General features: G+C 74.2%; 8 protein-coding genes. 5 read left to right on the top strand and 3 right to left on the bottom strand.

What is annotated here, in order from left to right:
• Nucleotides 1–288: 288 nt before the first annotated feature.
• Nucleotides 289–765 (top strand): DUF4878 domain-containing protein, encoded by a 477-nt coding sequence (locus tag L0U85_RS14205; protein ID WP_241378419.1) that lies wholly within the window; start codon nucleotides 289–291, stop codon nucleotides 763–765.
• 134 nt (nucleotides 766–899) lie between these two features.
• On the opposite strand, the gene L0U85_RS14200 is transcribed toward L0U85_RS14205, so the two are convergent.
• Nucleotides 900–6,272, bottom strand: coding sequence for a non-ribosomal peptide synthetase (locus L0U85_RS14200; protein ID WP_241378418.1), 5,373 nt, complete (start codon nucleotides 6,270–6,272; stop codon nucleotides 900–902).
• A 48-nt stretch (nucleotides 6,273–6,320) separates the two neighbouring features.
• On the opposite strand from L0U85_RS14200, the gene L0U85_RS21370 reads away from it, so the two are divergent.
• The 4 genes from L0U85_RS21370 (at nucleotide 6,321) to L0U85_RS14180 (ending at nucleotide 11,433) form a co-directional block, all read left to right on the top strand.
• Nucleotides 6,321–8,045, top strand: a complete 1,725-nt coding sequence (locus L0U85_RS21370) for an ABC transporter ATP-binding protein (protein WP_241378417.1) — start codon at nucleotides 6,321–6,323, stop codon at nucleotides 8,043–8,045.
• Entirely contained in the window at nucleotides 8,042–9,778 is a 1,737-nt protein-coding gene (locus tag L0U85_RS14190; protein WP_241378416.1) for an ABC transporter ATP-binding protein, read from the top strand. Before L0U85_RS21370 ends, L0U85_RS14190 begins: the two co-directional genes overlap by 4 nt.
• The gene (locus tag L0U85_RS14185) at nucleotides 9,775–10,725 is read left to right on the top strand and encodes an NAD(P)/FAD-dependent oxidoreductase (RefSeq protein ID WP_241378415.1); all 951 of its coding nucleotides are present in this window, start codon (nucleotides 9,775–9,777) and stop codon (nucleotides 10,723–10,725) included. The genes L0U85_RS14190 and L0U85_RS14185 overlap by 4 nt, the downstream gene beginning before the upstream one ends.
• 234 nt (nucleotides 10,726–10,959) lie before the next feature.
• A complete protein-coding gene (locus L0U85_RS14180) occupies nucleotides 10,960–11,433 on the top strand; it encodes an NUDIX hydrolase (RefSeq protein WP_241378414.1) in 474 nt (157 codons plus the stop codon).
• A 9-nt stretch (nucleotides 11,434–11,442) separates the two neighbouring features.
• On the opposite strand, the gene L0U85_RS14175 is transcribed toward L0U85_RS14180, so the two are convergent.
• Both L0U85_RS14175 and L0U85_RS21365 read right to left on the bottom strand, forming a co-directional pair.
• Nucleotides 11,443–19,713 (bottom strand): type I polyketide synthase, encoded by an 8,271-nt coding sequence (locus L0U85_RS14175; RefSeq protein ID WP_241378413.1) that lies wholly within the window; start codon nucleotides 19,711–19,713, stop codon nucleotides 11,443–11,445.
• The gene (locus L0U85_RS21365; protein WP_241378412.1) at nucleotides 19,710–20,849 is read right to left on the bottom strand and encodes a class I SAM-dependent methyltransferase; all 1,140 of its coding nucleotides are present in this window, start codon (nucleotides 20,847–20,849) and stop codon (nucleotides 19,710–19,712) included. The genes L0U85_RS14175 and L0U85_RS21365 overlap by 4 nt, the downstream gene beginning before the upstream one ends.
• Nucleotides 20,850–20,854 lie beyond the last annotated feature (5 nt).

Raw genomic sequence — 20,854 nt, 5'->3', positions numbered from 1 at the left:
CCCCCCCCCCCCCCCCCCCCCCCCCCCCCCCCGCAGTGCCTTCCTCTCCACCGCTGATCCAGTTGAAGCTCAAGACAACACGACCGCCAAGCCGATCCCGACCTCCAAGCTGGCATAGCACCGCTTGACACGGCCAGCCAGACGCCCGTTCGTCTGTTCGTCTGTTCATCGCCGGAGAGTTGCGAGCCGGTGTTAGTGTCACGACGGGCCTTGAAGCTTCGGCCGCAACGACTGCCGGCCGCCCCGACCCGAAGGGCCCGACCGGATTCCCTTATTTGATTGGAACTCATGAGCATTCAGACCAAGCTCACCCCTGTCCGTCGTGCCACGGCCCTGGTCGGCGGCGCTTTTGCCGTAACCTTGGCGCTCGCCGCCTGCGGCGGCGGCAGCGACACCCCCGATGGCGCGGTCGAGAACTTCCTCGACAACGGCATCGAAAGCATCGTCAACGACATCGCCGCGGGCGAGTTCGAGAGCGGGATCGACACGGCCGGAGACTACTTCTGCGCCGACGACGTCGCCAGCCTCCAGGACATGGCCGACATGTTCGCCGACATGTCCGCCGAAGATCGCGAGATGGCTCTGGGCAGCATGAGCGACGAAATGACGATCCCGGAGGACTGGTCGTACGAGATCGGCGAGACCACCGAGGAAGAGGACACCGCCACGGTCGAGGTCTCGATGACCGAGAGCGGCGAGACCACTGACGAGACTTTCGATCTGGTCAAGGAAGAAGACGAGTGGAAGATCTGCGGCGAGTTCTAGACCGCGGATCTGAATAGGACGGGGCCCGGCGACCTTCGGTCGCCGGGCCCCGTCCTATTCGGCTCGGAACGGGCGCGCACCGAGCCGTGGCTTCCGGCATCAGAACACAGGACACCGCCGGGGCGGATCTTCTCCTATGCCTGCGCGCGAGTGCGGCGGGCCGCGCGCCTTCTGGCTCCTCTCGAGGCCTGGACCGGGATTCGCGGCTCGACCGGCGGTGCGGCAGGCCGCTCCTCAGGTGGCCGGACGGCGGCTCGTTCCTCGATCGGTTCCGGCGTCTCAACCGGCTGCCTTCGCAGTCCGATGAGGTGTGCGACGGTCGCGGCTGGGCTCGGATGCGCGAACAGGTCGACGACGTCGACGTCGTGACCACGTGCTCGCAACTCCCGGTGCGCCGTCACCAGCGTCAGCGATGTGGCGCCCAGGTCGAACCAGCTCTTGTCTCCGGTCGCCTCGGCGTCGATGAGTGCCCCGAACACCGCCGCCACGTCCCGGCGCACCGCCTCGGCCGCGTCATCCGGGCGCGACCGCCGCGGAGGTTCGAGCACGAGCGCGTCCATGCCCTCGGTCAAGCACGCGAACATCCGGTCCGCCCAGACCGCGTCCACGCGCGACTGGTCGATGTCGAGGACGATCTCCAAGCGGTCCTCGACGCAGAAGAGCTGGACGTCGACGAGCACCTGCGGCGTCTGGCTGACCGCGTACTCCGTCCTGCCGATCACCTCCAGCAGCTGCGAGGCGTCGATCGAGGACGATTCGAGCGCGGCGGACACGGCGACCGGGAGGTCTACTTCGACGTGTTCGGCGCGCATCCGGCGGATGACCTCGTTGCCGTGGACGCCGCCGCGCCCGGTGCCGTGTTCAAGCGCGGCCATCAGGCGCTCCTGCAACTCGGCGGCGCTCGACCCGGTCCTGCCTGCGAGATCGAGCAGCACGGTCGAGGTGTAGTCGCCGACGACGCCGCCGTGGCCCGCCGGTCGTCCGCTCACGGTCAGAACGACGGTCGCGGACGGACGGCTCTCGGTCGCCAGGACGCCGCCGAGCAGGTCGAGCAGCAGCGCCGAAGGCGTCACTCCCTGGCGTTGCGCCTGCTCGCGCACGGTCGTCCACTGCGCCTGCGAGTATGAGCGGCGCCGACGCACCACCGCGGGATCGGCCGCTGGGTCCGTCCGACGTCCGATCTCGGGCCCGGGAGGGAGCTCGGCGGCCTGACGTCGCGCGTGGGCCAGTGCCTCGGGCGAGGGTTCGAGGGCCCGGGCCCAGGCGAGGAAGTCGGTCGCGGGCGCGGGCGGCAGCGAACCGGGCCGTTCGTATTCGGTCGCCAGCTCGCCGACCCAGACGCAGGCGCTCTCGGCGTCGAAGAACAGCAGGTCGAGGTCGAGGTGGAGCCGCCACTGCCGGTCGTCGAGGCGGACGGCGGCCGCGGCGGCCATGGGTGCCCGCCGCGGCGAGAGCAACCGGTGCGAGCGTTCGCGCCGCAGCCGCTCGCGCAGCCGCTGCTGCTCGGCCGGGGCGCGGTCGCGGGCGTCGATGACTTCGAGGTCGGGCTCGGTGGTTTCGAGGACGCGCTGAGTGCTGTCGTCGGTGACGACCGCGCGCAGCATCGGGTGGCGGGCTACGACGGTCCGCCAGGCCCGTTCGAGCCTCGCGGGGTCGAGGTCCTCGACCAGCGCCTCGGTGTAGTAGTGGGGCGCGGCGACGCGGCCGTCGCGGTCCGGGGCGCGGCCGACCAGGTAGGCGAGTTGCATCTCGGTCATCGGGGCCTCGACTGCCGCGACGGCGGCGAGGTTGGCGGGTGCCGCGGGAGGCGGCGCCGGACGGGTCCGCGAGGCGATCTCGATCGGCAGTCCGATCGCGTCCGCGCGCGACGACACCTCGTCGAGCAGGTCCGCCAGTGTCCTGAGTTCGGCGGCGAGTCCGTCCGGCGTGGCAGGGACGGTCGTGCGGGGCGGGCTCGGCGTCTCGGTCGGAGGTTGCGGTGCGGGTTGCGGGGCAGGGGTGGGGGTTGCGTCAGGTCGGGCTTCCGGGTCGTCGGCGGCCGACCACTGGTCGACCAGTGCCCGCAGCGAGGTTGCGGCGAGCAGGTCGGTCAGTGCGGGCCGGTCTCGGCCGGCGTCTTCGACGGCGTTGGCGATCCGCACCAGTTGCAGGCTCGTCAGTCCGGCGGCGACGGGTGCGCGGTCGAGGTCGACGTCGGGGCCGATCGCGGTGAGGATCGCGGCCCGTGCGGGGTCCTCGGCCCGGTCTTCGCGCTCGGCGGCGGGCGGATCGGCCGCTTCGGCGTCTGCCGGTTCCGGCTCCTTCCGTTTCGGGGCGAAGGGGTTCTCGAGCTGTTCGGGGTCGATCTTGCCGTTGGCGCTCACCGGGAGCGCCTCGACGACGACGAGTCGGCTCGGCTTCATGTACTCGGGGACCTCCTCACCCAGCTCGGCCAGCAGCCTGGCCGCGAAGGCGTCCTCGTCTTCGGCGGTGTCTCCGAGGTGGCGCGCCACGTGGGCCACGAGGCGTTTTCGGCCGTCCGGTCCGGGCATCGCCGAGACGAGGGCCTGGCGGACGTCGGGCAGGCGCGAGAGCGCGGCCTCGACTTCGCCCAGTTCGATGCGGTGGCCGCCGATCTTGACCTGGCGGTCGACGCGCCCGAGGAACTCGAGGGTGCCGTCGGGTCGCCACCGGCCCAGGTCTCCGGTGCGGTAGAGGCGTCGGCCGAGGGCGGGGTGTTCGATGAACCGCTCCGCTGTGATGCCGGGGTCGCCGATGTAGCCCTGGGCGACGCCGTCGCCGCCGATGAACAGCTCGCCGTCGACGCCGGCCGGGACCGGTGCGAGCGCTTCGTCGAGCACGAGGAAGGACTGGCCGCGCAGCGGGCGACCATAGGGGATGCTCGCCCAGCGGGGGTCGACCTCGCCGATCGGGTGGGTGATCGACCAGATCGCGGCCTCGGTCGCGCCGCCGAGGCTGTGGACCTCGGCGTGCGGGGCGAGCGCGCGGAGCCGGTCGGGCAGGGTCACCGGGATCCAGTCTCCGGAAAGCAGGCACACCCGCAGTGCGGCGAGCGCGCGAGCGGCGGCGCCGGGATCGGCTTCGGCGTATTCGACGAGCATCTCCAGCAGCGGCGGCGCGGAGTTCCAGACGGTGACGCGGTGGCGTCCCATCAGGTCGAGCCAATGCTGGGGGTCGCGGGCGCGTGCCGCGTCGGGCACGACGATCGCGCCGCCCGCGCCCATGGTGCCGAAGAGGTCGTGGACGGACAGGTCGAAGGAGAGCGCCGAAACGGCGAGGACGCGGTCGGCCGCGCCGATCGCGAAGCGGTCGTTGACGTCGTCGATGGTTGCGCGGGCCTGGCGGTGCTCGATGGCGACGCCTTTGGGTTCGCCGGTGGAGCCTGAGGTGAAGATGACGTAGGCGAGGTCGTCGTCGCGTGCGTCCCATGCGGCGGCCGGTTCGGTCCGGGGGCCTTCGGGTCCGCGTCCGAGCAGGTCGACGCCGACTCCTCGGACGCCGTCGGGCAGGTCCGGCGCGGTGCCGGCCTGTGTCACGGCGAAGGTGAGGCCGGTCTTGCGGGCGGCGGCTTCGAGGCGGCGGGTGGGCCAGGCGGGGTCGACGGGGACGTATCCGGCTCCGGCGGTCTCGACGGCGAGGGCCGCGACGGCTTGTGCGGCGGATTTGGGCAGGGCGATCATGACGAGGTCGCCGGTGCGCACGCCGGCCTCGCGGAGGCGGGCGGCGAGACGGTTGGCGCGGTGTCGCAGTTCGCGGTGGCCGATGGCGGACTCTGCGGTGATGACCGCCGGGGTGTCCCCGCGGGCGGGCTCGGCGAGGTGATGTCGCCACAGGTCGTGCAGGAGCGGCCCGGCCTCGGTGTCGCGCGGGGTCGGTTCGGCGGCCAGGCCAGAGGGGTCCCACACGGGTCCGGGCTCGTGCCATCGGTCGGCTTCGGCAAGGCCGGCGAGGAGCGCGCGTTCGGCTTCGGCGAGGCCTTCGACGACTCCCTCGGCGTAGGCGCCCTCGACCATGTCGTGGACGAGCACGAGGTCGCCGTCCTCTTCCCAGACCAGGTGGTCGAGGAGGACTTGGGGTGTCTGGGAGACGCCGAAGACGCGGTCGCCGAGCCACCGGTCGGCTTCGGCCGAGGACTGTCCGAGTCCGGAGGTGAACACGATCGGCCAGGCGGCGCCGTCGCCGCGGTCGCGGGCCACTTCGACACCGCTGTAGGCGCGGTGGTCGAGGGCCTCCCAGAAGTTCCGGCCCACGGCGCGGGCCTGGTCGGCGAAGGGGGCTGGGCCGGCCGCGTCGATGCCGTCGTTCGTGCGCAGCGCCAGCAGGGCGGTGCCGGAGAAGTCGCCGACGACGCGTTCGATGCCGGGGACCTCGGGGCGGTCGTAGACGGTGAGGTTGACGGTCAGGTCGCGCTGTCCTTGGCTGCGGCGCTGACACAGCAGCGCGAAGGCCGTCAAGACCACTGTGGTGGGTGAGACGCCGGCGGTCGCGGCGTGCGCCTGCACGGCCTGCCAGGTCTGGGCCGGGACGACGTGGCGGAGCCTGCGGAAGCGCGCGCCGCGTTCGGGTGGGCTGTGGAGCGGGAGGCCCGGGGCGGGCGGGAGGTCCCGGGCGCGCCACCAGTCGCGGTCGCGTGCGCGGGCAAGGCGCCGGTCGGGGTCGGCGGCGCGCTCGGCGAGGAGTTCGGCGAAGGTGGCGGGCGGCTCGTCGAGTTGGCGGTGGGGCTCGCGGTCGATCGCGCCCCATTCGGTCATGATCAACCCCCAGCTGGCGAAGTCGACCAGGAGGGCGTCGAGGCCGACGCACCAGCGGACGCGGCCTTCGGGGAGGAGCACGGCGGTCACGTCGCACAGCGGCCAGGTGTCGGTGGGGCGCAACTGGTGCGACAGCTCGTGGCGCAGTTCGTCGAGGCGTTCGCGCCAGGCGGGGTCGTCGCGGAGGTCGACGCGGCCGACGCGGAAGTCGCGGACGTCGTAGGTGGCCACTTTGGGCACGGCGTCGCGTCCGATGACGGTGCGGAGCATGGGATGGCGGGCGAGGACGCGTCGCCAGGCGCGTTCGAGCCGGTCGACGTCCTCCTCGGCGGTGCGCCCGGCGAACCGGTCGGGTTCGCGGTCGTATTCGTTGTACCAGAAGGTGGCGACGCCGCCGAGCGGGAAGTCCCGGCCTCGGCCGGCCCAGTAGGCCTGCTGCACCTCGGTCAGCACCGGCGAGGGCGGCGCGGGGTCGGCGCCGGAGGCGGCGGGGGTCGCGTCGGCGCCTTGCTCCGACCAGGCCGCGGCGACCTCGCGCAGGGTCCGGTCGCCGGTCATGGCGACGAGCGGGACGGTGACGCCGGTGTCGCGGGCGAGTGCCGATCGCCAGCGCAGGGCCGTCAGGGAGTCCACGCCGAGGGCGGCGAGCGGGCGGTCGTCGGGCAGGTCGTGCGGCTCGACGCCGAGTTGCTCGGCGAGCAGTCGGCGCGGCGGCGCGGCGGGCTCGGGGCTGTCGTTGCGCATCTGCGGCTTCACCGTCCCATGGGAAATCTTATTGATAATGATTATTGATATCATTTCACGGTGACCGACTCCCTTCGAGCGCTCCTCCGATTGACGCGACCCGTGCGCGGCCTCGTCGCGGCGGCACTGGCCTTCGAAGCGGTCGCCGCGACCGCGCTGCTCGCCCCCGTCTTCGCGGCGAGCCGCCTCGTGGCCGACTTCACCGCGGCCCAGGAGACGGCGTGGACCTGGATCGCCGTCGCCGCCTGCGGGGCGGCGCTCCACACCGGGACCCACGCGGCGTCCTCGTGGCTGCTCCACGTGGCCGACAACTGCCTCCAGCTGTCCTTGCGCCGCCGTGCGCTCGCGGTCTTCGGACGGCGGCCGGTCACCTGGATCGACCGGGAGGGCACGACCGCCGTCAAACGCGCCGTCGGCGAGGACGTCGACGCGCTCCACCATGTGATCGGCCACGGCCTGCCCGACGCGGTCGCCTCGGCCGCCACGGTCGCGGCCGGGCTGACGCTGATGGCGGCCGTCTCGCCGCCGCTGGCCCTCGCCGCGCTCGCGCCGGCGGCGCTGGCGGTGCTGCTCCAGCACCGCCAGCGCCGCCGTCTCCCCGAGCAGATGGGCCGCTACCTGGCGGCCGGGGCCGAACTCGACCGGGCCGCGGTCGAACTCGCCAGGACCGCGCCGGTCCTCAAGGTCTACGGCGCCGGCACCGACCGGTTCACCGCCGCCGCCCGCGGCTGGGCCGACTTCGTGCGCGGCTGGGCCAGAACCGTGACCCCCACGATGACCGCCCAACAGGTGCTGCTGTCGGGCACGGCCGTGCTCTTCGTCCTCGGCGGCGCCCTCGCCGCCGGCGCCCTCGACGGCCCGACCGGGCTCGCCGACTCGATCGCCGTCGCCCTCATCGCACCGTTCGTCGTCTCGCCGCTGTCGTCCATCGCCTTCGCCACGCAGGACCTCGCCGTCGGCGCCGCCGCGGCGGTCCGTGTGCGCGACCTGATGGAGGCCCCGGACGAGCGGCCCGAGCCCGGCGGCGGGCGGCCGTGGCCCGGCCGAACCCCCGGCATCGACGCCGACGGGCTCACACTCACCTTGGAAGGCCATCGCGTCCTCGACGAGATCGCGCTCCGCTGCCCGGCCGGAGGACTCACCGTCGTCGTCGGCGGCAGCGGCGCGGGCAAGAGCACCCTGCTCGAATGCCTGGCCGGCTTGGTCCGACCCGACTCCGGCGCCATCGCCGTCGACGGCGTGCCCCTTGAGGCGATCGGTCGCGAAGGGACCGCCGACCGCGTCGCGGCCGTCTGGCAGACGCCCCTGCTCGTGCGCGGGACCGTGCTCGACAACCTGCGGCTCGGACGTCCCGGCCTCGACTCGCGCCGCTGCGCCGAAGCCCTCGACGCGGTCGGGCTCGGCGAACGGATCCGGACGCTGCCGCACGGCGAGGACACCGTCCTCGGCGACGACATCGCACTGTCCGGCGGGGAACGCCAGCGCCTGTGCCTCGCCCGCGCCCTCGCCGCCGAACCGGACCTGTTGATCCTGGACGAGCCCTCCTCCTGGATCGACCGGACGAACGCGGCACTGATCGACCGGGCGGTCGCCGAGCTGCGGGCCGAATGCACCGTCGTGCGCGCCGACCACCGACTGGAGGTCGCGCTCGCCGCCGACCACGTCGTCGTGCTCGACCGCGGCCGCGTGGTCGACAGCGGCCCGCCCGGCCGGCTGCGGGCCTCGGGCGGCCCGTTCGCCGCCCTTCTCGACGCCCGGGCCGAACCCGCGGAGGCGCAGGCATGATCAGACGGCTGCTTCCCCTGCTCGACCCGGCTTCACGGCGGCGGATGCTCGCCGCGATCGCGCTCGCCGCAGTAGCCTCCGCGCTCGAAGCGATCACGATCCTGTCCCTGCTCGCTCCCGCCGGTCAGCTACTCGACGGCCGGGAGCCCACGGCGGCCTGGGCGGTGGTCGCAGCCGCCGCCCTGTGGGCCGCGGCGACCGCCGCCGCTACTTCGCTCGCTCGCGAATGCGGGTACGGGCTCTCGCTCGATCTGCACAGGCGCACCGCCGACCACCTGCTCCGGCTGCCGCTGCGGTGGTTCGGTCAACGCCGCGTCGGCGAGGTCAGTCGCCTGGCGGGGAGCCAGGTCATGGAGGTGATGGCCTACCCGGGCCACCTCATGCTCCCGGCGGTGCGGGCCGCGGCGACGCCGGTCGCTCTGGCCGCGGCGATGCTCGCGGTCGACCCGGTCACCGGGCTGGTCGCCGCGGCGACGCTGCCGCTGCTGCTGTGGTGCCACCGCTGGAGCCTGCGGCGCGTGACCTCGGGCGACGCCGCACTGGCCGAAGCGCGAGCCGAAGCCGCCGGCAGGGTCCTCGAATTCGCCGAGATCCAGCGCGTCAGCCGCCTCACTCCCGACCCGGGCCACGCCGAGCGGCTGACAGACGCCGCGCTGGTAGAGGCGTCCGGTCGCAGCGGGCACCTCATCCGCTCGGTCATACCGGGGATAGCGGTCTTCGCCCTCGCGGTCCAGTCCGCCGGGGCGGCGCTGCTCGCCGTCGCGGCGGTGCGCGCGGCCTCCGGATCCGTCACCGCCGTGGACGCCTCCGTGCTCCTGCTGCTGGCGGCGGCGCTGGTCGCGAGCCTGCGGTCGGCCGCCGAGCTGGGCGCCGCGACCCGCACCGCGCGTGGCTCGCTCGACCGGGTGCGCGCGTTCCTCGACCTGGAGCCGCTGCCCGAACCGGACCGGCCGCTCGCGCGTCCCTCCGATGCCGGGGCCGCCCGGATCGAGCTCTGCTCGGTCACCGTCCGCCACGACGGCGGCACCACTGCGCTTGACCGGATCGACCTCGTGGCCGAGCCGGGCACCTGCACCGCCGTCGTCGGCGCCTCCGGCTCGGGCAAGACGACCTTGTTGGGGTTGCTGGCCCGCGCCGCCGACCCCGATGAGGGGTCGGTGCTGCTCGACGGCGCCGACCTGCGTGACCTCGGCACCGTCGAGACGGTGCGGCACCTCGCCCTCGTGCCCCAGGAGCCGCTGCTCGCCGAGGGCACGATCCGCGGCAATGTCCGTCTCGCCCGCCCCGAGGCCACCGACGCCGAGGTGGACGCGGCCGTCCGCGCCGCCGGGCTCGAGGAGGTGGCGCGCCGCCTGCCGGAGGGCCTGGATTCGCCGGTCGGCGAATCGGGCGGGCTCCTGTCCGGAGGCGAACGCCAGCGCGTGTGCCTCGCCCGCGCCCTGCTGCGCGACGCACCGGTGCTGCTGCTCGACGAGCCGACCGCCGGCCTCGACGCCCGTCATCAGGGCGTGGTGGACGACGCCATCGCACAGCTGCGGGGTCGCCGGACGGTCGTCATGACCGCCCACAGACTCGAAAGCGTCCGGGAGGCCGACCAGATCGTCGTCCTCGACGGCGGCCGCATCGTCCAACGCGGCGGCCACGACGAGCTGCTGGCGCAGCCCGGCGCCTACCGCAGCCTGTGGGGCTCCCACACGACCACCGAACCTACGAGCCAGGAGGCGACGACATGACCGATACGACACCCACATCGAACGGCGACGACGTGGAGGTGCTCGTGATAGGCGCCGGACCGGCCGGGCTCTCGGCCGCACTCGTCCTCGGGCGTCAGCAGCGCCGGGTCCTGGTGGTCGACGACGGCCGCCCTCGCAACGCGCCCGCCGAGCACATGCACATGTACCTCACCCGCGACGGCGAGAGCCCCGGCCGGTTCCGGGAGCTGGGCCGCGGGGAGATCGCCGGCCATCCGCAGGTAGCGATCGAATCCGCCCGCGTCAGTGCCCTGGAGGCCGCCGACAACGGATTCGTCGCGACGGTCGGTCCGGCCGAGGACGGCCCGGCCCGGCAGGTGCGGGCCCGGCGGGTGCTCCTGGCCTCGGGCGTTCGCGACCGGCTCGACGGCCTTCCCGGGCTGGCCGAGAGATGGGGTTCGGACGTGGCCCACTGCGCCTACTGCCACGGATACGAGTCGCGCGGCCGCAGGATCGTGGTCGTCTCGGCCCAACCGGTCGACACCATGTTGGCGCGCTACCTCGCCGACCGCTTCTCCAAAGAGGTCACCGTCTGCACCAACGGGCACGGCCCCGACCCCGAGGTCGCCGAAGCGGCGGCCGCCGCCGGGGTGCGCATCGTCGCCGAGCCGGTCGCGGCGCTGTCGGGACCGGCCGGGGCTCCCGCCGTCGAGCTGGCCGACGGGACGGTCCTCGACGCCGAAATGGTCTTCCACCGGCCGGACTTCGAGCAGTCCAACGGCCTCGCCGCCGCGCTCGAATGCGAGACCGACGTCTCGGGTCTACTGGTCGTCGGCCCGACGATGGAGACGAGCCACGCGGGCGTGTTCGCCGCCGGCGATGCGGCGGTCCAGCGTGGAGCTCCGGCCCCGACCGCGTTCGTCGCCGGCGCCGTGGCCGACGGCCAGCGCGCCGCCGTCTGGATAGAGCAGCAGCTGTTCCTCACCTGACCGCGACTCGGTGAATCGAGCCCCGATGGCGCGCCGGCCGACTTGCAGCCTTCACATTCCGGCGGTGAGTCGCTGCTCGCGGCCGTGACGTCGTCGGAGGAGGTCGACCGGCCGCGGATCGAGTCGGCGCTGGATGCGGGGAGGACGGCGTGTCGACCGACGCGGTGAGGGCATACGTCGGGTCGTGCGCCGCCGGTACGGCGATCCGCACTTTCGGACCGTCATAATCGGCGGATGAAATCTGTCCGGCTCCCCGCACCGGTACTCCGCGCGGCCTCGCCGGCAGTGCGGTTGTGGTGGAGGATCCGCAAGCCCGAGACCTTCGGGGTCAAGGCGCTCCTGATCCATCCCGACGGCTCGGGCCGGTTCCTCGCCGTCCGGCACTCCTATGCCGACACCCGTCGTTGGGCACTGCCCGGCGGCGGATTCGAACCCTCCCGCGAGACACCGGAGAGTGCAGTGTCGCGGGAGATCTGCGAGGAGCTCGGCCTCAAGGTCCCCTCCAGCCGCTTCGTGGTGCTCGACACCGTGGTCACCACGCTCGAAGGCAAGCGCGACACCTTGACGATCCTCACCGCGACCGCCGCCACCGCCGTCCTCTCGCTCTCCCCGGAACTCGCCGAAGCCCGCTGGATCGGCGATCTGGCCGAGCTGGGTGACGCCCCGGTCTCCCGCTGGCTGCTCGCCGCACTCGCGCACTGCTCCTGAAGCCCGCGGCTATCGCTCCTCTTTCAAGTACTGCGTGACCGCCCGGGCGACCTCTGCGACGGCGGGGCGCTGCACGATCGAGTAGTGGTGGGCGTCGACGCCGATGATGTCCATGGGGCCGGTCACCCACGGGCGCCATCCGAGCGCATCGTCCGCGGCGTCGTCGACGCCCATACCTACGCCCGAGTTTCGCGGCGAGGTCTGGTCGGCGCGGAGCAGGAGGGCCGGCACCGATGCGGGCAGCGGGCTGGCGCGGTGTCCGGCCAGGGCGTTCAGGTGGGCGGCGAAGACCGGGGCGCGGCCGGTCAGCGCCTCCGGGTTCGGGGCGGCGCCGACCTCGACCAGCGCCTCGGCCAGAGCGCGCCAGTCGGCGTGCTCCCCCAGTTCGAGTCCGAGGAACGCTTCGACCGAGCGCAGTTGACGCAGCAGGTGGACCTCGCGGGACTGCTCGACGTCGAGCCCTTCGCGGGCGACGATCCGGTCGGGGCTGTTGGAGTCGACCATGATGAGGCGGTCGACTCGCTGCCCGGCCTCGGCCATGCGGCAGGCGACCTCGTGGGCGACGGTGCCGCCCATGGACCAGCCGCCGATCGTCCACGGGCCCTCGCCCTGGCGGTCGGTGATGAGCGCCCGGTAGGCCTCGGCCATGGCGGGGATGTCGGCGAACGGCTCGCCGCCGTCGAGGGCGGGGTCGCTGATGGCGTGGACGGGCCGGTCGGTGCCGAGGGCGCGCGTCAGTTCGACGTAGCAGAGCACGTCGCCCCCCGAGGGGTGCAGGAGGAACACCGGGCGTCCGGTGCCGCCGCGCAGCTCGACCAGCGACGGCCGCAGCCGGTCGAGGTCTGCAGCGGTGGACGACTGGTCGGCCGTCTCGGTCCGGGCGCAGGCGAGCAGTCCGGCGAAGGTCGGCTCGGCCAGGAACTCGCGCGGCGCGATGTTCACGCCGAGGTCGCGGCGCAGCCCGGTGAGCAGCCGGACGGCCATGAGAGAGTCGCCGCCGGAGGCGAAGAAGTCGTCGCCGGGACCGGGATCGGCGTCTTGTCCGAGCAGTTCGCGCCAAGCGTCGCGGACGCGGTCGACCGTCTCCGGCGACAGCGGTGCGCCGCCTCTTGCCGGGCGTTCCTCGGGTATCGGTTCGGCCGTCGGGCCGGTCCACGCGTCGGCGAGGTCGACGAATTCGAGGGGCCGGTCGAACACCTCTGCCGAGGCGAGCTTTCGCACCTGTTCGAAGACCCGGTCGATCAGGTGCTCCGGGAGTCCCTCGGCGAGCAGTTCGTCCACTGCGGCAAGTGAGAGCACGAGGTGGCCGTGGATCTCGAAGGCGCGCAGTTCGAGCTGCACCTGCGGCGTGCGCAGGTCCTGGTGGTAGTCGGTGGAGTCGATGGCGCCGAGCGGGCCGCCGTCGCGGACGTCCCTGCCGAGGGCCGTCTCCATGCCGAGTGTGGACTGGAAGACGACCGGTGCGATCGACTGCGATCCGCCGCGGCGGCGGCCGATGGCGCGTCCGACCTCGACGGCGCTGACGAGGTGGTGCTCGCCGTACTCCTGCACGGTGTCCGAGACCGACCGCGCGGCGGCGGCGAAGGTGTCGCCTTCGGCGTCGAGCGGCAGCAGCGCCGTGCGGGAGAAGGCGCCGATCATGCGCTCGACGTCCCCGTGGACGGCGATCCGGTTGTGCTGGAGGCTGTTGAGGAGCATCCGGCGCGACCCGGCGACCTCGGCGAGCGCGAGCGCGTAGGCGGTGAGCACTGCGGTGGTGGGGGTGATGCCGCGATCGGTGCACGCGGCCCGGACGCGGTCCCATTCGGCGGGGCCGAGTCGGCGCTCGCGCATGGTCATCGTCTCGACCTCGAGTCCGGCCAGGCCGCGGCGGCGCGGCAGCGCGGGCGCCTCGGGAAGGCCCTCGATGCGGTCCTCCCACCAGGCCAGGTCGGCGTCGCGGCGCGCGGTCAGCGCGGGGCCGCTCAGGGTCGCGACGTAGTCGCCGAAGTCGGCCTCCAGCGGCGGCAGCACCGCGTTGGGGTCGGTCAGGTGGGTCAGGAGCTCGCGGTCGTAGAGGCCTCCCGACCAGCCGTCCATGATGTGCAGGCTGCCGGCGATGCGGAGCCTGCCGCGTCCGTTCGGGAGCAGGACCGCGGTGAGGTGGACGCCGCAGCCGGTGCGCGGGTCGGGTCCGCGGCTCGCCCAGGTGCGGCGCAGTTCGGCGAGGCGCGCCTCGGGGTCGGCCTCCTCGCGCAGGTCGAGGACTTCGACCGGGGTGCGCCAGTCGGGGTCGCCCGCGGGCCGGAATCGCTGCGTGCCGTCGTCGAGGATCTGGGCGCGGACCATCGGCTGGCGGGCCGCGACCTTGTCGGCGGCCCGCTGGAGGGCCTCGCGCAGGCCTTCGGCGCGGACGCCGTCGAGGGCGACGTCGGTGGTGACGTGGACGGTGTCGTAGGAGATGTCCCAGCCGCCGGACTGGCCGACGAAGTAGGCCTGCTGGAGCGGGAGCAGTTCGAACGGCTCGTCGGGGTGCTCGCGGCGGGTGAGCGCGGGCAGTCCGTCGGCTCCGGCGCCGTCGACGAGGGCGGTCAGCTCGGCGAGGGTCAGGTCGGCGCGGACGTCGGCGAGCGCGAGGACGACTCCGGTGGTGCGGCGGATCTCGGCGGCCATGCGCACGGCCAGGAGGGAATCGCCGCCGAGCGCGAGGAAGGTGCTCTCGCCGATCCGGTCGGGTTCGACGTGCAGCAGGTCGCCCCAGATCCGTGCGAGGAGTGCCGCGGTGCCGGTCTCCGGTTCGGCCGCCTTGCCGCCGAGGGCTTCGAGGTATCGGTCGAACCAGGTTCGGGCCTGGTCGAGGTCGATCTCGGTCTCGCACACGTCCCATTGGAGGACGAGTTCGCCGTCGTTCTCGAAGGCCTGGTGGTCGAGCCACACCTGCGGGGTCTGACTGACGCCGCCGACGTGGTCGCCGAGCCAGTCGTGCCGGTGGGCGTCCTGGCCGGCCCAGCGGTCGAGGCCGAGCATGGAGGTGAACACGACGGGGATGTTGGCGGTGCGGCCGCGGGCGCGAGACCAGGCGGTGAGCACTTCGAGGCCGGAGTAGGCGCGGTGGTCGAGGTCGTCGACCAGGCGCGCCTGCACGGTCGCGATCCGCTCCCAGCGGTCCGCCGGCCGGTCGGGTTCGACCTCGTGGACGAGCAGGGTCGAGAACTCGCCGACGACCCGGTCGACCTCGGGCAGCTCGGGGCGGTCGAAGACGGTGAGGGTGACGCTGAACCGGTCGTCGCCGGACCATTCGGCGAGGACGTCGCGGTAGGCGGACAGGACCACGGCGGTGGGGGTCAGGCGCCGCCGCGCGGCCTCTTCGGCCAGGGGCCGCCACGCGGAGGCGGGGACGGTGCCGCTGATCCGGGTGAAGCGGGGTGCGCCTCCGGCGGCGCCGGGGTGGCGGATCGCGGGCGCGCCTGGGAGGTCGTCGACGCGGTCGAGCCAGTACTTCTCGGCGCGGCGGCGCTCGGGGCCTTCCTGGGCGCGCGCCAGAGCCTCGACGCAGTCGCCGAACGTGGTCGTCACCGACGGCAGCTCGATCGCGGGGTTCTCGTAGTGCGCGCGCAGTTCCCGGTCGACGATCATCCAGCTCGCGGAGTCGCAGACGAGGACGTCGACCGAGAGCAGCACCCGGGCTTCGCCGCCGGGGAGGAGGACGGCCTCGGGGTGCAGCAGCGGCCAGCGGTCGGGTTCGGCGACGCGGGACGACAGCCGCGCCCGGACCTGGTCGAGCCGCTCGGCGGCCTCGGCCGCGTCGAAGGCCGTGAGGTCGCGCACCGGCAGTGTGAACTCCGGGGCGGGCTCGACCAGGCGGTGGCGGCCGGAGCCGTCGATGACGGTGCGGAGCATGGGGTGGCGCGCGATGACGGCGCGCCACGCAGCCTCGTAGCGGCCTGGGTCGAAGTCGTCTGCGGAGTATTCGAGGAAGAAGTGGCATCCCACGCCGTCTTCGGCTCCGCTCGGCCGCGACGGGTCGACGCCGCGGGTGCGGCCCAGCCAGTAGGCGTGCTGCACTCGGGTCAGGCCGAAGCCGGTCGTGACGCCGCGGCCTGGCTCCGGAGTCTCGGCCGGGGCGGCGGTCCCGGTGCGATCGGCGAGGAGGGCCGCGCATCCGCGGACGGTCGGGGCGGCGAGGAGGTCGCGGAGGCGCAGTTCGACGCCGTGCTCGTCGCGGAGGGCGGCGAGCACGCGGGTGGCGAGCAGGGAGTGGCCGCCGAGCGCGAAGAAGTCGTCGTCGGGGCCGGTCACGGGCCTGCCGAGGACGCGGCCCCACACTTCGGCGACGATCTGTTCGGACGCGTCGAGTTCCTGGCCTTCGCCGGTGCCGGAGTCCGCGGAGACGCGGCGGGCGGTGTCGAGGCGGGCCGAGCGGGTGTTGAGTTCGGTGGGCGAGGCGGCCAGGTAGCCGTCGGGGGCGGCGCCCGCCAGGAGCACGATCTGCCGGAGGGCGTCGTCGAGGTCGAGTGCGTGGCGCATGCTGACCTCGGAGGCGGCTTCGGCCTCTTCGCGGGTGCCCAGGCGCAGCCGGTCCCAGCCGACCGAGAGCCAGCCGTGGCGTTGGGCGAAGCCGTCGAGGTAGCGGCCCGCGGCGACGTAGGCGCCGAGCCCGAAGCCGCCGATGGTGCCCGCGGCCGACGACATGAGGAGCACGGCGGGGGTGTGGCCTGCGAGGGCCGCCTGGAGGTTTTCGACGCCGTCCACTTTCGGGCCGAGTGCGGCCACGATCGCTTGCGCGTCGAGTTCGGCCAGGGGTGCGAGGTCGATCTGGACGGGCGCGTGGACGACGGCGGCGGGCGCTCCGAGCTCGGCGGCGAGGGATCCGACGACGGCGCGCAGCCGGTCGGCGTCGGTGACGTCGACGCGGCTGCCCCGTACGCCGCGCCCGGCCAGGCGCGCCCAGCGTTCGGCGCGCGGGCCGTCGCGGTCGGGAATGGTCCGTCCGGCCAGGACGATGCGGTCGGGGTCGGCGCCGAGGCCGATCAAGTGCTCGGCGAGGGCGAGTCCGAGGCTGCCGAATCCGCCGGTCACGAGCCACCAGCCGCGGTCGGTCGGCCCGCCGGTCGGACGGCCGGCGGGCCGCCAGGGGGTCCAGGATCGGACCCAGCGGTGCCGCCCGCGCAGCGCCAGGTGCTGTGAGAGGTCCGATTCGGATTCGGCCAGTGCCGCGAGCTCGGGCACGAGCGCGGCCGCGTCGAGCCGCGTGTCGGGTTCGAGGTCGAGCGTGCGCCAGCGGACGCCGTCGACTTCTTGGGCGAGGACGCGCGGGAGGCCGGTCGCGGCGGTCGATGCCGGGTCGATCGGTTCGGTGCCGAGGACCGACTCCGCGCCTCGGGTGATCTGGAGCAGCGGCGGCCTGGTCTGGGCTTCGCCGAGGTCGCGGGCGAGGTCCTTCCAGCGTGCGAGCTCGTCGGCGAGGTCGGGACCGGCGATGGCGACCACGAGGTCGGCCGTGCCGGTGGTCGGGTGCAGTCCGGCGTCTTCGAGGGCCCGCGCGGCCTCGGCGACGTCTTGGGCAGGTCCGGTGACGCGGACGGTGCGCCCGGTGAGCGAGGCCGGGTCGCCGGCGGCGGGTTCGGCGCGCGTCCAGGTCGGGCGCTGGAGCGGGGTCTCGGGCGAGGGCGCGTCCGCCTCGGTCGCGCCTTGGCCGAGCCGCCCGTCGGGGCGGAGCCGGTGCGGTTCGGCGAGGACCCGGCGCCGCCACGGGTAGGCCGGGACGGGGTAGGAGCGGTGCCGGGGGGCGAGCTTGTCGAGGTCGACCGGGACGCCGTGGCTCCAGCATCGGGCCAGGCCCAGGCGCAGCGCCTCGGGCGCGGCGTCCGGGCGGTGGACCTCGTCGGCCCCGGCGAGGACGGCGACGCGGTCGCGCAGTCCCAGCGGTGCCGCGGCGGCGAGCACGCTCGCGCCCGGGCCGGGCTGCACGAGGACGGTGTCTCCGGGGGCGTCTGCGGCGGCGGTCAGGGCCCGGTCGAAGTGGACGGTCGAGCGCAGGTGCCGGACCCAGTGGCGGGGGTCGACCGGGCCGTCGAGGACGTCACCGGTCACGGTGGTGACCAGCGGCAGGCTCGGAGTCCGTTCCGGGAAGCCGCCGAGCGAGGCGGCGAAGGCGTCCATGATCGGTTCGACCTGGCGGGAGTGGGCGGCGACGGCGACGCCGACGGGCCTGGCGTCGAAGCCGTCGGCGCGCAGCCGCTCGGTGAGGGCCTCGACCGCGTGCCGTGGTCCGGCGAGGACGCATGAGGCGGGGCCGTTGACGGCGGCCAAGTCCACTTCGGGGTGGGCCGGGAGCCGCTCGGCGAGGTCGGCCGGGGCGGCGGCGACGGCGACCATGCCGCCGGTGGGCAGTGAGGCCATGAGCGCGGAGCGGCGGGCGACGAGGTGGCACGCCTCGCCTTCGTCGAGGGCTCCGGCGGCGACGGCCGCCGCGTATTCGCCGAGGCTGTGCCCGAGGACCAGGTCGGGGCGGAGCCCGTACCAGGCGAGCAGTTCGTGGGCGGCCAGTTCGACGGCGAACAGCGCCGGGAGTCCGGTGCCGGGGTCGTTCGCGACCGCGGCGGGGTCGAGGGCGATGTCGCGCGGGTCGGCGCCGGTGCGCTCGCGGAGCCGCTCGGCGATCCGGTCGAGTGCGGCGGCGAAGACCGGTTCGTGCCGGTGGAGCCCGGCGGCCATGCCGGCGAACTGGGCGCCGCCGCCGGGGAAGCCGAAGACGACCCGCGGCGCGGTGGCGGTCTCGGCGGCGGGAAGCCGCCGGCCGCCGAGCACGGCGGTGCGCCAGCGGTGGGATCGGACGCCGGTCGCGAGCGTGCCCGCCAGGTCGGCGCGGCGGTCGGCCTCCAGCGTGGCGGCTTCCGCTGTGAGCTGGTCGGAGCGGGCGTCGAGGGCCTCGCGGTCGGCGGCCTGGACGAGGAGGACCGGCTCGCCGCCGGTCGCTGATGCGGCGCGGACGGGGGCCCGGGGCGGCCCGGCGATCACGGCGTGCGCGTTGACGCCCCCGATGCCGAAGGAGCTGACCCCCGCGATCCGCTCCTGAGACCGCCACGGCCGCGCCTCGGGCAGCAGCTCGAAGGCCGATCCGTCCAGGGGCAGGTCGGGGTTCGGTTCGCGCGCGCCGGGGGCGGGCGGCAGTTCGCCGTGCCGGACGGCGAGCACGGCCTTGATGAACCCGGCGATCCCGGCGGCGGCGTCGGTGTGCCCGATCTGCGATTTCACCGATCCGAGCGCGCACCACGGCCGTTCGGCCCTGCCGAAGACCTGGTTGAGGGCGGTGACCTCGATGGGGTCGCCGAGGGCGGTCCCGGTGCCGTGTCCTTCCAGCAGCCCGACCTGCTCGGGGGCGACGTCGGCGACGTCGAGGGCCTCGGCGACGACGCGGGCCTGGCCGACCACCGACGGCGCGGTGAAGCCGACACGGTCGCGGCCGTCGTTGCCCACCGCGGTGCCGAGCACGACTGCGAGGATCTCGTCGCCGTCGGCGAGCGCGTCGGGCAGGCGGCGCAGGACGACCGCGCCCGCCCCCTGGGTGAACACGGTGCCGTTCGCTCCTGCGCCGAACGAGCGCGTCGCCCCGTCGGGCGAGAACGGTCCGTCGGGCACCGCGAAGTAGCCGTGCTCCTGTGGCAGCCGCAGCGTGACGCCTCCGGCCAGCGCCGTGTCGCATTCGAAGGCCAGGAGTGAGGCGACGGCGGTGTGGACGGCGACCAGGGAGGTGGCGCAGGTGGCGCCGACCGCTACGGCCGGTCCGGTGGCCCCGAGCAGCCAGGCCGTGCGCAGCGGGAGGTAGTCGGCGACGTTGAGGCCGTGGAGGTGGAGGCTCTCGACCGGGTCGTCGCCGCCGCGGGGGTGGAAGCGGTGGCCGAGGTTGTCGAGCAGGTAGGACGGCAGGGACTGCCCGGCGAAGACGCCGGTGGCGCCGCCGCGTTCGCCGCCGGCGCGGCCGCACGCTTCGAGCGCTTCGACGGCGCATTCGAGGAAGAGCCGCTGCTGAGGGTCCATGAGGGTCGCCTCGGTCTCGGACAGGCCGAGGGCGGCGGGGTCGGTCGCGGTCGGGTCGTCGAGCAGGCCCGCGACCGGTACGTAACCGGGGCGGCGGGTCAGCGACGGCGGCACGCCCGCCGCGCGCAGGCGGTCGGGGTCGAGTCGGGTGAGGCCGTCGCGTCCGGAGCGGATGAGGTCCCAGTAGGCGGCGGGGTCTCCGGCGTCGGGGAACCGGCAGCTCATCGCGACGACGGCCACCTGCTGCTCTTGTTCGATCATGCTGTTCCAATCTCGGGGGCGACTCGGCGTGCGACGAGGAGGTGCTGGTCGTATCGGGCCGCCGGGTGCGACGGGTCGGGTCCGGGGGCGGTGAGGTCGAGGCGCCAGCCGGAGCGGGCGAGCGCGTCCTTCCATTCGGGCAGCGAGAGGAAGATACGGCCGGTGGCGGCGCGGTGGTCGGTGAACCGGGCGCCGGGCCCGGGCGGCGACATGAGGAAGCGCATCGACACCAGCAGGGGCAGGTGTTCGCGCGCGGTCTCGATCATGACCAGCAGGCCGTCCTCGGCGACGGCGCGGGCCACGGCCGTGAGGGTGCGGGCGGGGTCGGCGGCGTTGTGCAGGACGTTGGCGGCGAGCGCGACGTCGTAGCCGCCGGCAGGAGGCAGCGCGAGGTTCGAGGCCAGGTCGGGGTCGTTGATGTCGGCGAGGCCGGTGGTCAGGCCCGCCCGGCCGGCCCAGCGGTCGAGGGCCTGATCGAGGAACCAGCGGCCGACGTCGGTGAAGTGGTAGCGCAGGTCGAGGTCGCGGACGGCGTCGAGGACGGGTTCGGTGGTCGCGCCGGTGCCGCCGCCGATCTCCCACACGGCCGTGGCGGTGCGGGGTTCGAGGTGGGCGCGGACGGCGGCGGCCGCGGCGGCGTTGGTGTAGCGGCTGGCCTCGTTGGAACGGTAGATCTCGTCGGTCACGTCGTCGTCTTCGAACAGGAGCGACTGGGCTTGGACGGTGTCGGCGAGCAGTTCGGGGAGGTGGTCGGCGGCGCGGGCGAAGAAGCGGGTCAGGGCGGCCCCGGACCGGTGGGAGCGGGCCTCGGCCCAGGCGTCGGCGGTCTCGCGGGGGCTCGGCGCCTCGCACCGCCATTCCAGTTCGGTCCGGCCGCCTTCGGCGGGGCGGGCCCGCAGTCGGCCGCGGATTTCGAGCTCGTCGATCCAGCGGGCGACGATGGGCGCGTGGCGCTCGGCGAGGGCGCCCGCAGCGGTCAGGGCGGCCGGGTCGAGGACGCCGTCGGGGCACAGGTCGCGGACCGCTCGCGCGATCGAGGCGGCGCTGGCCCGGTCGCGGGCCCGGTCGAGTTCGACGGGGGCCCGCTCGCCCTCGGCCCAGGCGCGCTCGGCGGCGCGTCGGACGGCGTCTCTCACGGTCG

The sequence above is a fragment of the Glycomyces sp. L485 genome (assembly GCF_022548875.1).
In the GTDB taxonomy this organism is placed as follows: domain Bacteria; phylum Actinomycetota; class Actinomycetes; order Mycobacteriales; family Micromonosporaceae; genus Glycomyces.
This window is presented reverse-complemented; position numbering and strand designations above follow the sequence as displayed.

What these genes read in the sequence shown, in the direction of transcription:
- L0U85_RS14205 (WP_241378419.1), top strand. Translation starts at nt 289, where the DNA reads ATGAGCATTCAGACCAAGCTCACCCCTGTCCGTCGTGCCACGGCCCTG.
- L0U85_RS14190 (WP_241378416.1), top strand. Translation starts at nt 8,042, where the DNA reads ATGATCAGACGGCTGCTTCCCCTGCTCGACCCGGCTTCACGGCGGCGG.
- L0U85_RS14185 (WP_241378415.1), top strand. Translation starts at nt 9,775, where the DNA reads ATGACCGATACGACACCCACATCGAACGGCGACGACGTGGAGGTGCTC.
- L0U85_RS14180 (WP_241378414.1), top strand. Translation starts at nt 10,960, where the DNA reads ATGAAATCTGTCCGGCTCCCCGCACCGGTACTCCGCGCGGCCTCGCCG.
- L0U85_RS14175 (WP_241378413.1), bottom strand. Translation starts at nt 19,713, where the DNA reads ATGATCGAACAAGAGCAGCAGGTGGCCGTCGTCGCGATGAGCTGCCGG.